Source organism: Granulicella paludicola (genome assembly GCF_025685545.1).
GTDB classification, from domain to species: domain Bacteria; phylum Acidobacteriota; class Terriglobia; order Terriglobales; family Acidobacteriaceae; genus Granulicella; species Granulicella paludicola.
Genome location: NZ_JAGSYC010000024.1, coordinates 397,586 through 413,665, shown reverse-complemented (window position 1 = coordinate 413,665; position 16,080 = coordinate 397,586). Strand labels below are relative to the sequence as shown.

The following is a 16,080-nucleotide window of genomic DNA, read 5'->3' as shown; positions in this document are numbered from 1 at the left end:
GACGGGCCTCTATTGAACGGGGTAGGAGTAGATGTTGACGCTGTAGGGGCGAAGTGTGACCACGGCTGGCAGTGTGCCGAGTGACTGTTCTTCGACCTTCACCTCCGCAGGCGAACCAGCCTTGACCGTGGCATCGATGGAGTTGGGCGCCATACGCCACAGTTTGCCCGCGGAGGCTAGAGCTGCACCGTGGATGTCCAGATGAAGACTCTGTTCGACATCAGACGGGTTGAGCACTGCAATAGCGAGGGTCTTACGGTCCACACTGAGAGCGGCGCTTACGTCCAGCGGATACGTCGGGCTGCCGGGGTTGATCGCAGGCTGATCTCCGCCCGCAGGGAAGCGGGGCTTCGGCTGCGGCGAATTGCCGCTAACCTCCACTGGAATGACACCAAAGTGGTCGCGGTACATCTTGAACAGCAGTCCCGTCGGATTGAGCACAGCCTCGGCGCCGTTGGAACTGAAAGTCGAGGTAGCAAAAGTGAGGTTCGCCATCTGGAAGATTTCGGAGTGGCGGAACATCTCGTGGAAGGCCCAGGCGTAGGCAGGAACGGTCGAATAGGAGTCGCGCTTGCCAGGCAGGAAGTAGGCCCACTCGTCGATAGCGATGGGCACCGGCTTGGCCCTGAGCGCTGGAATCAGTTCCAAGTACCTCTCGTAGTGCTCGTACTTGGCGCGCACTTGTACCGCGGCGGCACGCTGCAACTCGATCGAGGAGAGTGGAGGCTCAATAGGCACCTTTTTGCCCAATCTCATGTCGGTGTGCACGCTGCCAGAGGCATAGTAATGCTCACTCACCATGTCGATGTTCGGCAAACAGTGCAAAAGCAGTTGACCGGTCCAGTCGGCTGAGGAAAGATAATCCGGCACATACTGCCCGTTGATGCGGCGGGCCTGATCGGCGCCTTCCATCACGTCCGGCATGGCGCCACCGGCAATCAGTGTGATGGTAGGATCGATCTTCTTCATCTCTTTAGCGAAAAGACTGTGCTTCAGTTCGTACTGCGGCAGCGCCATCGCACCCATCTGATAGTCACCCCAGGGCTCGTTGCCGATGCCCCACAGCTTGACGTTGTAGGGTGCCGGATGACCGTTCTGCGTGCGCCACCTGCCCATGGGCGTGGTGGCAGCGCCGTTCGTATACTCCACCAACTCGCGCGCTGACCAAGCATCACCAAAGCCGGCGTTAACCGTGATATATGGGTCAACGCCTACCAGTCTGCATAATGTCAGGAACTCATCCGTGCCAACGTCATTCGGCTGCAAAGCGTGCCACACAGGATCAAAGATGGGCGGCCGCGTGTCGATGCTCCCCACCCCATCTCGCCACTCGTAGGAAGAAACAAAGTTGCCACCGGGGAAGCGAAGAACGCCGAAGCGCAGTTGCCTGAGCACGGCGATGATTTCCGGGCGAAACCCGCTAACGTTGTCCGCCGGCATCAACGAGACCGCGCCGACGTGGAACTGGCCGCGACCAGTGCCTGTAATCTCGAGCACGGCGTTGTCGCTGTCGGCGTCGGCGATGTAACGCAAGGCATAGGTACGATAGCCCCGGCTCAGAGAGTGGACGGTAATGGTTTGGCGACCATGAGCGCCGTCGTTCCAGATCAGAGCGATCCTGACAACCGTGCCCGGAGTGCCAGCGAGAATAATGCGGCCGGTGTACGCTTTCCTAGCCCGGATGACGAGCCCCGACTGTTTGATACCATGCGGCTCAGCCCCGCCAAGGCGCACCTTCGGCGATTGGTCGCCAGTGTAGGGAGCTTTATTGTCCATCGTAACGACGCTGTCTCCGCCCACAGGGCTCCACCAGCGCTTCGGGATATTCGCGAAACGCGGATTTCCGGCAGCATTGCCAATCGCAGGGGGTGGTGTCGGCGCGGTCGTCTCTATCGGGTAGAAGAATTTCCGATCGACAAGCATCTCCGACCAGAGGCCCTCATTGACGATATCTCCGCCATGTTCTAAAAATTGCCCATACATGTTCTTGGAGATAGTTGCGCCTGTTTTCGAAATGTCGATGGCCGCTGTAATGTCAGGTGTCTGAGACAAGGCTCCAGCGGCTAAATAGGAGAAGCCGAGAACAAGTAGCCCTCTGAAAAAGGGAGTTCGCTTATGTAGAACGGCACTCAGCATTGGGCGCATAATTTTGACCGCCCAAATATATTCAAGCAAGGCGACTTTACGCAAGGGGCCTGCGTAGATTAAGTTCCGTGCTGAAAAGATAATCTTGTGTTGCGTGGTGAATTCGAATTCTGAGCATATCTTTCGTTGGCTGCAATATATGCTTAATCAGCTAACATCCAAGCACTGAGTATTCGAAATATGATAATCGTATCTGCTACCTTGCAATCCATTCGGCCTTGCAAGGGGACACCAATCCGATGAGACCCCAGCAGTTCCCTACCGCGGTTCCGAAAGAAGACAGGCGGCCCAAGTGTGGGCCTGTCGATTGGTTGCGACGCTTTACCTTGGCAGGTCACGCATGCACTCTAGCGCTTGCAAAGTGCATCGTTTTTTCTTTTCTGATGCCCGCTGTTGTTGCACAAACTCAAACAACTCCTTCGCCAGACCACCCTCCGGTGAAAGGATCGCCTCCCGGCAAGAGGGCGGCAGTTATCTTGGACGACATAACGGCCGGCACGGGCGTTCATTTCGCACACCTATCCTCAATAGATAAACGCTACATCGTTGAATCCATGAGCGGCGGTGTAGCCCTGATCGACTTCGATCGGGATGGGTGGCCTGATATTTTCTTCACCAACGCGCCGGATGTCGCCATGTCTCTAGCTGGGACAAAAGCCAGGAGCGCACTTTATCGCAGTAATCGGGATGGAACCTTTACCGACGTGACCGACAAGGCAGGCGTTGGATATCCATGCTGGGCAATGGGTGCAGCCGTCGGCGACTACAACAATGATGGCTGGCCCGATCTCCTCGTTTCATGTTTCGGCGGCGTCGTTTTGTATCGCAACAATGGTGATGGCACGTTTACGGATGTGACGAAGGTCTCGGGACTGAGCAGAGACCAGGGCTGGGCAACCGGCGCAGTCTTTGGCGACTACGATGGCGACGGAAATGTCGATTTGTTCGTGCCTCACTATGTCGACCTCGACCTGAATGATCTGCCCACTTTAGGCTCGAAGAAGACCTGCACCTATCACGATATTGCGGTGCAGTGCGGACCTCGCGGATTGAGAGGCTCGCCCGATTCCCTGTATCACAACAATGGAGACGGCACCTTCGCAGAGGTATCGAAGGAAGCTGGAGTTGACGACCCTCAGAGATATTTTGGATTGTCCGCCGTTTGGTCTGATTTCAACGGCGACGGCAAGCTCGATCTATTTGTTGCAAACGATGGAGAGCCAAATTACTTGTATCGCAACGACGGTGGGGGACGCTTTACGGACGTCGCCTATTCATCAGGTCTAGCAGTCAATAAGGATGGATATGAGCAAGCCAATATGGGCGTAGCCGTTGGCGATGACCTGCATACCGGGCGCTTCTCTCTTGCGCTTTCGCATTTCAGCGAGGAGTATACGACGCTCTTTCGAAATGATGGCAATCTGAGCTTCAGTGACGTATCTTCCGAGGCTGGACTCGTTCGAGCAACCGCTCCGTACGTGGGATGGGGTGATGCATTTTTCGATGCCGACAATGATGGTTGGGTCGATCTTCTCCAGGTGAATGGCCATGTCTATCCGCAGGTCGATTCGAAGGAGGTTGGCACAAAGTACCGCGAGCCAAAGTTGCTCTTCCTCAATAACCACGATGGAACATTTCGCGATGCAAGCAAAGCCGCCGGACCTGCTCTTCAAGTAGCTCAAGTGAGCCGAGGATTGGCGGTCGGAGATCTCTTCAACGATGGACACCTTGAATTAGTCGTAGAGAACATTGAAGGCGGACCGATGATTTTGAGGTCTGAGAATACCGAGCACAACCACTGGATAGGTTTTGAGCTGGCGGGTACGAAGAGTAACCGCCTCGCACTCAACGCACGCGTACGCGTTTTGGCTGGAGACCTTATACAGGTAGGTGAGGTGTTGAGCGGAGGAGGCTACCTGTCACAGAATGACCTTCGCCTGCACTTCGGATTGGGCAGCCACGAAAAGGTCGACTTGATTGAGATTACCTGGCCTTCTGGCAAGAAGGATCTGGTCAAGAATCTTCAGGCCGATCGGATCTATTCGCTCTTAGAGGGCACCGGCGTCACTTCTCCAGAAAGAATCAAACCAGGTCAACCAAATCGATAATTCTTACTTCCCTAGGGGCCGTTCCGATTTCCTTCCAGCTGCCGCGTATGCCTCAACCAACGCGGACGAAACCTCCGGCACCTCCGGGCTGTTCTTTCGCAATGACTCCAAGAGAGGAATAGCGGCAGAGGCATCGCCAGTCCGGAGCAGGGAGTCCGCGTAGGCGAACTGAATTTTCGGTGACTCTTCGCGATTCAACGCAAGTGACGCAAGAGTTTCGCGTGCGCCTCCGTAGTCTTTGATCATAAATTCGCTCAAGCCGAGAACGCGTCGCGCACCATCCTCATGTGGATGAGCAAGAAGATAGCGACGGAGCGGAGCTACTGCCTGATCGTATTTAGCGGCTGCAAAGGCAGCTCGTCCCCAGTTAAAATCGAGGCCAGGAGTCGACGGGTCCCACACGCGTGCACGCTGAAAGTAAGTGAGTGCTACACCATAATCCTCTGTGCTGGCCGCGACGGCGCCTAGATTGTTGTAGCTGTCCGCGATGGCAGGCTTCAGACGAGTCTCGAAGGCGTCCACAGCGCCTGTCGATTGAAGATGATTTGCAGAGATCTGACCAGGAGCCTGCATCGACTGTTTGAATTCAGCCGCAACTCCGGATCTCCCTTTCTCACCGAGATACTCCGAGAGCCGTCCTTGGTCTCGTGAGAGATTCTGTTTCAGCAGTGCTTGCGATACAGCGAATTCTTTTTCGGCTTCGACTTTATCTCCTGTTTGCATCAACAGACGTGCAAGAAGATAATGGGCTTTCTGAACCTGAAACGCATTCCGCGAAACATCGGGGGTGAGCGCGATGGATCTGCGCAGAGCCCCTTCTGCTTCGGGCAACCGCTTTTGATCGGCATAGAACTGCCCCAGATAGAGAAAGCTGTCCGGATTCATCGAATCGAGCTCTGTCGATTTCTTCAGATTGAATTCGGCTTGAGCTCGATCCGCTGCACCCTCGCCATGTGTTGCAAGCAGATGTCCAAGCGCAGAATACGCCAGGGCATCACTTGGCGAAATTGATATTTCTTCCCGCAACTGCGATTCCGCCGCTGCCAGCTTTGAGTCGCCTTCTGCAGCGAGGTATGCGACAGCAAGCGAATAATGGACGCCGCGTAGATGCGGTTCCTTCTCAAGTGCTTTTTGGAACTCGGCGACCGCTTCAGACTGAAAGTCAGAGTTTCCATACGCCTGACCAAAGTACATGTGCAGCGCAGCCGTATCGCCGAAAGACGAGAGCATCTCTGCGAAAACCTTCCTTGCAGCTTCCAGATCGCCAAGATTAAGTTCGGCTACTGCCAGTTCATAACCATTAGCGAAGCTCGCGTCTAAAAGCACGGCGGCTTCAAACTGAACTTTAGCCTCTGCGTTCCTATCTCCAGCCAGAAACGCTTCGCCAAGGATTCGATGTGCCTCAGTCTCGACTTTCACCTGGCCAGCATATTTCTGTAGTAGTTCGTTCGCCAGCATCTCAGCATGATCGGTGTCTCCTGATCTCAAAGCAGCATGGGCGTATTCCAATTGCAGTACCGGAAAGTCGGGCACTAAGCGAAGAGCTTCGTCGAAATCATCCTTTGCTGCGGCATATTGGCCGGCTTGTGCCCATCCAGAAGCAATCTCACCCAGAGCGTCGGCTAGGAAGATACGGTACTGCTCGGCTGCGTGGGAAAGATCTCCAGAAGCCTGAAAACGCTGCGCGCCACTATAGCGTTTTTGCAGAATTGATTCGCCAGTCGAACTCGGCGTTGGGGTGTGCTGAGCGCCTGCTATATCAGTCATAAAAATGAGGATCAGGCACCGATAGAAGAGATGAGCCCGAGTTCTAGATCCAGTCTTCATCATGTTTCAATCCGTCTGCAGCATAGAGGTTCGTAGCGGTAGATGTCGATAGACAAAGGTGATAGGCAAAAGACAGCCGGAGCGCGCTGAATGCGCACTCCGGCTGGGAGGAGTCTAACGTTAGAAAAGGTATTTGATGTTCAGCTCGATGATGCGCTCGTACGGACCTTGAGTCTTCGAATCGAGGAATCCGAAGGTAGGGCTGGTACCACCGCAGTTCGGGCTGCCAACAGGACATTGGTTGAGCGTGATCGCTTTGGAGTTGTAGTCAACGTTGTATTTGAGCGTGACCTGGTTAGCGGAGCTGAACTGCGGTAATGGATGATTGAGCCAGTTGAAGGCAGAAAAGCGAACCTGTACGCTCTGTGCCTTCACTACATGGAAAGACTTGTAGATAGCCAGATCATTGTCAAAAAACGAGGCCATGCTCATATAGGGGTAAGCTTGTCCGCCATTGGTGCCCACGGCTGGAGCCGAGAAGCACTTGAGCTGAAGCCTCTGGTAGTAAGCAAGTCCTTTGTTCGGGTTACAAGTAAGAACTGGTTGGATGGCGATTGGAGCATCGGTTCCGAAGTACGTTGCCGTTCCGATTCCAGAGGTCACTCCATTAGCGGCAGCTGCCGCAGGAATGTTCTGATAGGTTTCGGTAAGGCCGTAGTTCGGCACGCCATTACCTAGCAGTGCAAGCAAACTACCACCCGCCTGCCATGTCGAAATACCAGAGATAGTCCATCCACTGAGAGCTCCACGTACCAGTTCGTTCCCGTGGTTGAACTTACCAACCTGATACGTATAGGAAGAGTTGAAGACAAAAGGACGATCGATCGCCTCTACGCCGTAATTATGGCGCAGCACGAAAGGATCTGCCTGCAGAGCTGTGCCCAGCGTCTTCGACCACGTGAAGTTGAAATCGAACGTCAACTTACCTGAAGTCTTTAGGTAAGCCACTTGCAGGCCGTTGTAGTTCGAGTAGTCTGTGCTTTGTGGCTGATAGACGCTGTTGGTTCCATACGCATATCCGTAGGGACGATAGTCGGCTGCAGCGTTGCCCGTCTTCGTTCCATCTGGATTGGTCCCAAGGTTCTCTGGGTTCAGAGAGATGACACCCGTGATGGGATCGGGCTTGAAGTACGCGCCAACGGGCGTCTTATTCTTATCGGCTAAAGCGTTGAAGTTGCTGCCTTCAATCGTTTCACCGGCATCAAGAATCTGGCTACTTGTATTGCCAACATAGGCGACGTCGAGCAACGTGTTCCATTTGAACCGGTGATCGATTGTCAGGTTATAGGCATACGTTATCGGCACGCCATAATCATTAGCGTCCAGGCCGGTCTGCGTGCCTGTAATCCCGCAGGGTGCCTTGGTGCAGGTTGGTACCGCCAACTGAGAGATCTGCGACAGCAGAACGCTGCGCTGGCCGGGTAGATTGTAGGTCTTCACCGCCTGCGCTGTCGTGAGCGCAGAAGCATAGTCGTTGTACTGACCGGCAAAGCGGTACACACCCCATCCTCCATGAATGACCGTGTTGCCATTTCCGGACACATCGTAGGACATGCCGAGACGAGGCGACACGAACGCGAAGCGGTTCGGCTGACCACCTAGAGGAATTGACGGATCGATTCCGTGCCAGTAGAAGCCTGGGTCGATCTTGCCGGAGGTGTAATCGGAAAAGACGCGGCTCGGGATAAAGACAGCCATACCTGTCCCCTGCCGATCGTACCAATGACCGACATGTTCGAAGCGCGCACCAACTTCAATGCTGAGCCGTCGGCTCGCCTTCCATGAGTCATCGATATAGACCGCCGTGTTCTGGTAGGCCATATCGCTTACCGGAGCAGAATTGCTCTCTGAGTAGCCGGTGACATCGCCGATGACAAAGTTAGCGACAGGGTTCTGCGGTGAACCCACCTGTCGACCCGTGATGATATTTGGCTGCTGGCCGCTGAAGCTTGAAATGCTGCCATTCGGACTTACACCATCGTTGCCTTGGAGATTGCCCGTATTTTGCGTGTAGGCGCCGATCTTGATCGTGTGGGATCTGAACACCTTAGTAAAGTTATCCGTGAAGCTTGGAACTTCTTTACGAACAAGGTAATAACCATTCGGCTCGAACCAGTCTCCCTGCGAAAAATCAGGGAAAGTCTGGTTTCCGGCCGAGCTGTAAGACGGAATCAACTGCGACGCATTGAACACAGAACCATAGGTGTAACCAAGAGTGCTCTTATCCGCAGCTGCTTGGTTCGGAGGGCCGAAGGGAAAGCTGCCGAAGCCCCACGCAGCGATGAATTCGTTGGTCGTAGAAGCATTGAAGGTGTGAACAAAGTGTCCGGAGATCTGCTTGGTATACACCTTGCCGACAAGTCCGCCGCCTGGGGCCGGAATCGAGTTGCCAGGTGTCCAATAGATATGCGCTCCATTGCCCTGGGCGAGCTCCTGACTGTACGCCTGCTGGTAAGCAACGTAAAACTTATCGTTATCGCTCAGGTTGTAATCCATCCGAGCGCGATAGATCCAGCCATTATTGGTGTTATTGATTGGCTGGACGTAGTTGTATCCGCTTCCGTTGGACGCCGGATTCGTATTCGCCTTCGGCCAGAAAGCGGCGAGGGCCTTGGCACCGGGATCAAGATACTGAGAAGGAATGATGCCATTCGTGACAGTCGTTCCATCGGGCAGAATTGTCCCATTCAGGTTGTTGCACCAGTTCGTTGCCGTAGATGTAAATCCGCCGGGGCAGAGAGCGCGGTTGTCTGCGTTGTCACTTGTAAAGTCGCCGCTCAGCATCTCGGGAGAAGGAATGAAGGATTGCAGAATGCTCCCGCTACCAGTGTTCTGCAGGAAGCGTTCATAACCACCCCAAAGGAACAGTTTGTTGTGGGTGAAAGGCACGGGGCCACCTACGTTGCCGCCAGGGTAATAGTAGTGCGCTCCGGCTTTGGCAATACCCTGGTGATTGTTGTACCAGTTGTTTGCATTCAGGGCATCGTTACGTGCATCGAAGTAACCTTCCCCGTGGAGATGAGAGGTTCCAGACTTACTGATCGCGCTTACAACGACTGGACCGTTCTGCTGATACGCTCCGAAGTTGGAGGTTTGGACGCTGACCTCCTGCGTCATCTCCGGGCTGATGATTCCAAGAGAGCCAGCCATGTCGCCCGGGTCAAGCACGCTCACGCCGTCTGAGAGTAGAGCTGTGCCACCGCGGTTCGGAACGCCGTTGATGTTGAGACCGCCACCGATTGAACTCTCATTCGCTGAAACATTAAGATCACTGAACGACGGGCTGTTCTGGGTCAGGCCGCCAGACGTCGTCGTGGCGCCGGGAAGAACCTTTAGCAGCTCCGTCGTATCGCGGCCTTGAAGCGCCAGATTCTCGATATCCTTGGCGCTGAGAACAGCTTCACGCTGGCCGTTGTCGACGGGAATCATCTCACTGGATGCTTCGACCGATACAACCTGAGTATCGGTGCCGAGAGTGAGAGTAAACGCGGTTACGGTCCGCTGATCGCCGGCGTGGAGTTCGATGCCGGTCAGGTTTTTCGGATCGAAGCCCTTCGCAGAAACCTGAAGCGTGTATGTCGAAGGCAAAAGCGCAGGAAACGCATAGACTCCCGCGCTATTCGTTGTTACGACACGTGTATCCTGCGTAGCTTCGTTGACAAGTACCACCTTGGCTCCCGGAACGAACGCGCCGGAAGGATCGGTCACCGTGCCGGACAGTTGGGCCGTGGTCTGGCCGTGCATACTCGCCACACAGAAAATCATCGCGAGGAGCGCAAGGAAAGGTACCGGAAGGCGGAAAAGTCTTCCTCTTAGAAAACCTGGTTGACGGTGCGTATATAAAGTCTTGCGGAACACTTGGCCAATTGCAATGTCGAGTCGATTCGTGTGCATGCCATCTCCTGAATCATTTCTTCGCTCTTTGAGTCAGCAGGCGTTTCCAGGACTTCGCCGGGATAACGCGTGCTGGGTTCGAACGCTCGATTTCCGGATCAGAATGGGCTCAAGGCAAAGTCCATTAGAGAACGACGAAAAACAAGGAAGGTAACCGGGACAAGTATTTACATACGGCGAAGGGTTGTTGTCAATACTTATTCTTGTGAGCGAAAAATATATTCGAGGAGCATTGGCAACGGTCTTTCTTTCCTTCAAGACGGTGCCTCAACCATCTGATTGAGGCTGTTAACATATTCATTTTATATGTACTTAGCTTTCCCTCTAGAGTTTCGGCCTGATATCCATTCCTTTTGCAAACTCCTGCAGATACTCATGCCTTGCCGTTTGGCAGACATAAAGTTTGGTCTGCGAAACAAATAAAAGTTCGGGGAAAAGAATGCATGTCCAGCAAAACCAACATCTATCTGCCTTCTGAATCCTTCAACAAGAAGTGCGATATCTTTGAACTCACGGAAGTTTGATCCGAAGATGCACGCAAGGTGCCAGTGAAAGCGAAAGAACAACGAAAAGCGCCGACTGAACGACCCGAAAAAAATCAGCGGGCGCCGATGCGCGCGATCAGAGAACTGGCGTACGTCGAGGTAGCGTCCAGCGAACTGACCCGAGACATCAATCGCGATTTGATACTCGAGCAGATACGGGCTGCCCAACCCATCTCTCGCGTTGATTTGGCCAGGCGATCAGGCCTTCAGCCAAGTACGGTCTCTTCGATCGTCGAGCAGTTGAAAGAGGAGCGATGGATAAGAGAAAGCGCAACGGTTCGAACCGCGCGTGGACGCCGCCCTACCCAACTGCTGTTGAATGATGACTTGCTTATGCTGGTGGCCGATGTGCGACCAACGCAGGCGGTGCTTGCCGTCGTCGACCTGAACGGTCGCTTCCTCTCTCGCCTGCTTGTGCCACTCGCGTCAAGTGTCAAGTCGAGCGTAGAGGCCATCGCCGTCGGTATGAACCAGCTACGCTCACAGCACCCCGGCAAAAGTTTTGAAGGTGTCGGGCTTAGCGTACCGGGAAGAGTAGATCCGCAGACGAACCGACTGGTGCTGGTGCCAAACCTGAAATGGATCGACTATGACATCAGCGGTGAACTCTCCAAGAAGCTAAAGCTTCGTGTCGAGCTGGAGAATGATGCCAACGCGTGTCTGCTCTCAGAGCTGTGGTTCGGACATCTTGATGGGATGCGCGATGTTGTCCTAATCGCGATCTCCGAGGGTCTTGGAACATCTGTGTTGGCTGGCGGACGCCTTATCACCGGTCGCAATGGCCTCGCGGGTGAATTTGGACACGTTTGCGTAGACGCAAACGGCCCGCTTTGCGGCTGCGGGAAGCACGGGTGTTGGGAGATGTTCGCGTCGTCCAGTGCTGCGCTCAGATACTACAGTGAACTGAGACCGGAAAGCGGCAAGATCACGATGAACGAACTGATCACGCTGGCCCTCAATCAGGATGAGGCTGCACTTGGAGCTCTGCATCGGCAGGCGGAGGCCATTGGTCGAGGCCTGCGCATGGTAGACGCAGCCCTCTCGCCCGAAGCCATCCTCTTCGCGGGCGACGTGACCATGTTCTGGAACATTGCCCGCGAAATCATCGAGCGCGAATGCACTGCTGGACTTCTAACGAAGGGTGGCCCCCGCTTGATGTCGACCGGCGATGGCGAACTTGCTCTGCTCCGGGGCGCGGCCGCCGTCGTTCTTCAACGCCACTCAGGATATTACCGGTCAGCACATGGAAAGCAACGCAAGTAAAAGCAGCCCATCATTTAGATTCCCTATGGTGCCAACGGCCGCGAAACGCTCTCCCCCGCGCGCGCACTCTCAGGACGCCCCAGATACTCCGTAGGACGTGTTGACCCATAAAGCTGGAAGCGCTCAAGGACAACGCCGGGATCGACTCGGCAGACATGTAGGGTATGCTTCCCCGCGAAGACGTCGCCTAGGGGAATCTCCACTTTTTGCACACCATCCCCAACCATCGCCTCCCAGGCTTTGGTTGTATCGCGCATCCCAGCATCCACCACTCTTTCAGTCCCCTCGTCGAGACTCACTGCGAACCTTAGCCCGTGGTCGGGCGCGAACGGTAAGGTAGGAGCCAGGACGACTTCAAGAGTGCGTCGGCCATCTTTAAGCAAGGTTATTTCATAGTCGAGACAAGGCTTCGCTTGGCCGGTGGTTGGCTTGGCGGTAACCGGGAAAGCTTCCACCCCGGACATCGTCTCGCCAAAGCCTGGCAAAACTTGCCAACCAATGTCATTGACTACTCGATTCCGGGTCGCGTGCTCGGCCTCGATGGCCACGACCCCATCATCTTCTACAAAACCAGTCACGCTCGCAGCCAGACGTCTGGCTTCGATCGTGAAGGAAAACTCCTGACTATTGCTCGAGGAGACCACGAGGGTGCCCTGATTGAGACCCACCAATACCTTCGACCAGTCGATAGAAACGGCTAAGGGCGTATCCCGTGTGATCACACCTGAATGACTACTTACAAGAATCCACGGAGCATTCGTACTAACGGCGTAGGACACTGGACTGCTACTCATCGGAGCCAGATCAAGCATGCGCTGCTGCCGATTGACACTGTCAAACTCCCCCAGTGCCATGGGCGGATCGCCTTGACGGGGCTCCCGATCGCCGACGAAGACGCCGATCTTTGACTCCGCCGGCACCTGTACCTCTTGTACGGCTGGCATTGCATTTACTGGCGGCTCCTGCCAGTAGGTATAGCCGATATGGGTTTGATCCATCATGTGATTCCACTTGCCGTTGAGAAGATGGTTGTACTCCGACGAAAGAGCTGCATCTTCGGTAAAAAGCCGCCGCGTTTCTTCCGCCCAGAAGTTGGCACTGGCGCGTCCTTCGCGAGCATAGAGGTTGTTCCGCCCTGCGGCAATGTACATTTCACCCACGGTCGCCGATGCTTTGATCGGATAGAGGACTAATTCTAAGAACGAGGCGCGTTGTTCCTGTGGCAAGACAGAGTTGATCCGCTCGGCACGCTCAGCCAGACTCTTCCAATCCTTCTCTATCCGATCCGCCTCACCGCCGGGGTTCAACTTGTAGGTGGTTGGTTCAAGCATCTCTGGCTTGCGACGAGCGTTGTACTTCGTGTAGAGCGTAACGAGGCGCGCAATCTCATCGGCGTGTTCAGAACCGAACTCTCGTGTCGCCCAGGATCGCGTATATTCGTCAAGATTATCTTTGTTCCATCGGTCGGGGTCGCGCGCGATCGACAGAAAAAACTCGATGGGGAACTCCATCGGTTTGAGATCGCCTACATTGACGATCCAAACGCGATCAGCACCATACTCGACGGCAAGATGCATCTGCTCCCATATCTTCGGCAGATCGTAGGTAAGGAGCCACTTGTAGTTGCGCGGGTCGCCGACATAGTCGAAGTGATAATAGATCCCGGCACCACCCGCGCGTTTTCGCTCCTGCTCCGTGGGCAGTCTGCGAAGGTTGCCCCAGTTGTCGTCGCACCATAAAAGGGTCACATCGTCTGGCACGCGCATACCTTGTTCGTAATAGCTCTGCACCTCTTTATAGAGTGCCCAGATCTGCGGATTTCGTATCGCGGGATCGGCCTTAGCGGCAATGATCTCTCGTTGCCTTGCGACGATCTTCTCCAGCAACGCTGTGTTGGCGGTGGCACTCATGGCCATATCACCATCTCCACGCATGCCGAGTGTGATTGAGCTTTCAAACTCACGATTGCGTTCGATTCCCTTACCCCAGAAGTCATCGAGAACAGCTGCATTGGTGGAGTAATCCCATGGTCCTGTCCCGTGACGTTTCCATTCCTGTTGGGCGCGCAACATAGGTTCATGGTGGCTCGTGCCCATCACGATGCCATATTCATCGGCCAGCTTCGGATCGATGGGATCATCCTCATTGAAGGCGTTGTCCCACATGGCCGGCCAAAGATAGTTAGCGCGAAGCCGTAGCAATAGCTCAAACACGTGCTCGTAGAAGAGGTGGTTGATCCCTCCAAACTTTTCCTTCGCCCAGCCGCTGAGCGCCGGTGCTTCGTCGTTCAGAAAGATGCCGCGGTACTTCACGCGAGGCTCCTTCGCGATATCACGACCAGGGGACACGGAAAGTACGTCGTGATGTGGAATGCGGACGTCGGCCCACCAACTCCACGGCGAAACGCCTATCTGCTCAGAGAGAGAATAGACGCCGAAGATCGTTCCACGCTTATCGGCGCCCGCGATGACCAGAGCATGATGTACTCCCGGACACGGATCGGTAACTACCTGCGTGATGGACGTCTCCCAACGACCACGAATAGCAGAGACGTCGAGCTTGCCCTTCGCAACCAGCTGGTCTATCAGAGCGCTATGACCAAGCGTGCCGACAAGCAGGAAGTCTTCCGTTGGGTATGCGTGAACAATGGCTGGAGTCCCGCCGGTGACAGCATGAAGATCGTCCGCGAAACTCGCGACAGCCCGAGAAACGCCAGGCCAGTCTGCTTGATCGACATACAGTGGCGCTAAATGGGAACCATCTGCGAGAGCAAATGCACCGGGGTGTTCAGTAAAGAAGACACGATGCGGCTCACCGAGCGCATAGGCGGTTGCATGGGCCATGCCAAACGCCAGACACGCCGTGAGAAACCGGTGCATCATCGCGCATGGCCTTCCCGCTGCTTCGCTATTACCGGTCCCCAGACGCGGAACTGACCCGAGGTATGAAGCAAGCTCATCATATACAGCAGGCCATCGTAGTAGCGCTGCTCGCCGCTCGGAACCGGGGTGTTCCAAAGTTCATCAACGAAAGCGCTGGCAATAGGTCCAGACGTAGCCGCGAGGCTACCCACTGCGTTCGTCGCAACCATTCCTGTCGAGTGACGAGTTGAGAGCGGTTTGCCATCCAGCGTGTACTGATCGGAGAAGGTATCAATCCCCTGCTTGAACAGAAACCCCTGAATATGGTCGCTCAACGCACGTGCTTGCGGATCGGATGCCCACCAACTCTGGTCTACCGACCAGTTGCTGACAACACGCCAAGAATCGTACGAGAAGTCGCCCGAGTGCGGGTTGAATGGAGTCAGCTTGGGCGATCCATCGAAGTTGCTATAGTCCGGAGAAAGTCCCGTAGCAGCATTTGTTACCAAGGCGAAATACTGGCGACTTGCTTTAGCAGCACGTGCCCAAAACACACGATCCTCCACAGGCCCCCATCGAGCCCACAATTCGTAAAACGCGGGTAGATGGTAGCTCGGGTCGCTGAAGCCGTTGGCAGGAAAAGATGGGACGAAATCGATCATGGAAAACTCTTCATTCACCATAGGACCGACCTTGGCTATCCGCACAGAAGTGCGCGTGGTTGGATCGACTCGGCGCTTCGGCTCAAAGGGCTCATCCTGAGGATGAATCCGGAATGGCGCCGTGCCAGTCTGCACCTTATGATGACGCATCTCGTGGAGGATGCGATCAGCCTGCGCACGATAGTCATAGATCCCCTTGCCATTGCCCCAACGATTTGCCGCAAAGTAGAGGCTCATCGCAAAGTATTCTTCTCCATCTGGCGCGGGCGAATCGGATCGAGGCGTTCCATCGACATTCATAGACCAGGCGAAATAGCCCACCGATGGATTATTCGGGTCGGTGATGAGCATGTAGGTATTGGCCCAGTTCCAAAGAGCATCAAACTCAGCTTTGTGGTTCGTCTGAACCGCGACCATCATGCCGTAACTCATGCCCTCTGTACGTGCGTCATGGTTAGCCACATCCGTCACATAAGCAAGTGCGCCATTCTGATTGGAACCCACGCCATAGTAGATGGCCTGCGTCTGCGGGTCTCCATGAAAGAGCTGCTGAAAAGTGGTCGTCAGCCGCGCATCAATCTCTGCATAGCTGTGTCCGCGCTCTTTCAAAAGATTGCGATACACGCCAGTGAAAGCAGCACCCCTACGGCTCAGGACTTCGTCGACACCTTGAGCTTTCAAAAGAGGGCAGAGCGCTACTGTCACCAGCAGCAGCGCTCCCGTTTGCGTAATTCTCCGCAAATCCTGTCTGTTCACGTCAAACCTCGTTGTTTGA

General features: G+C 54.8%; 7 protein-coding genes and 1 pseudogene. 3 read left to right on the top strand and 5 right to left on the bottom strand.

Annotated elements, in window-relative coordinates; all coding sequences use genetic code 11:
* Positions 1-9: 9 nt before the first annotated feature.
* A complete protein-coding gene (locus tag OHL14_RS11005; protein ID WP_263379395.1) occupies positions 10-2,052 on the bottom strand; it encodes an alpha-N-arabinofuranosidase in 2,043 nt (680 codons plus the stop codon).
* A gap of 476 nt (positions 2,053-2,528) precedes the next feature.
* Between OHL14_RS11005 and OHL14_RS11000 the strand changes: the two genes are divergently transcribed.
* On the top strand, positions 2,529-4,253 hold the full coding sequence (locus OHL14_RS11000; protein ID WP_263379394.1) for a CRTAC1 family protein: 1,725 nt from the start codon (positions 2,529-2,531) through the stop codon (positions 4,251-4,253).
* A gap of 3 nt (positions 4,254-4,256) precedes the next feature.
* On the opposite strand, the gene OHL14_RS10995 is transcribed toward OHL14_RS11000, so the two are convergent.
* Entirely contained in the window at positions 4,257-6,020 is a 1,764-nt protein-coding gene (locus OHL14_RS10995) for a tetratricopeptide repeat protein (RefSeq protein WP_263379393.1), read from the bottom strand.
* 180 nt (positions 6,021-6,200) lie between these two features.
* Positions 6,201-9,824, bottom strand: coding sequence for a Plug and carboxypeptidase regulatory-like domain-containing protein (locus tag OHL14_RS10990; RefSeq protein ID WP_263379570.1), 3,624 nt, complete (start codon positions 9,822-9,824; stop codon positions 6,201-6,203).
* 761 nt (positions 9,825-10,585) lie between these two features.
* Between OHL14_RS10990 and OHL14_RS20230 the strand changes: the two are divergent.
* Both OHL14_RS20230 and OHL14_RS10985 read left to right on the top strand, forming a co-directional pair.
* Positions 10,586-10,771: pseudogene (locus OHL14_RS20230) on the top strand (winged helix-turn-helix domain-containing protein); the annotation flags it as partial.
* A gap of 63 nt (positions 10,772-10,834) precedes the next feature.
* On the top strand, positions 10,835-11,782 hold the full coding sequence (locus tag OHL14_RS10985; protein ID WP_263379392.1) for an ROK family protein: 948 nt from the start codon (positions 10,835-10,837) through the stop codon (positions 11,780-11,782).
* Positions 11,783-11,805: 23 nt separating this feature from the next.
* Here OHL14_RS10985 and OHL14_RS10980 read toward each other — a convergent pair whose 3' ends face one another.
* Positions 11,806-14,664 carry a glycosyl hydrolase 115 family protein gene (locus OHL14_RS10980; RefSeq protein WP_263379391.1) on the bottom strand — a complete coding sequence of 953 codons (2,859 nt, stop codon included), beginning with the start codon at positions 14,662-14,664 and terminating at the stop codon, positions 11,806-11,808.
* On the bottom strand, positions 14,661-16,061 hold the full coding sequence (locus OHL14_RS10975) for a glycosyl hydrolase family 8 (RefSeq protein WP_263379390.1): 1,401 nt from the start codon (positions 16,059-16,061) through the stop codon (positions 14,661-14,663). Before OHL14_RS10975 ends, OHL14_RS10980 begins: the two co-directional genes overlap by 4 nt.
* Positions 16,062-16,080: the final 19 nt, after the last annotated feature.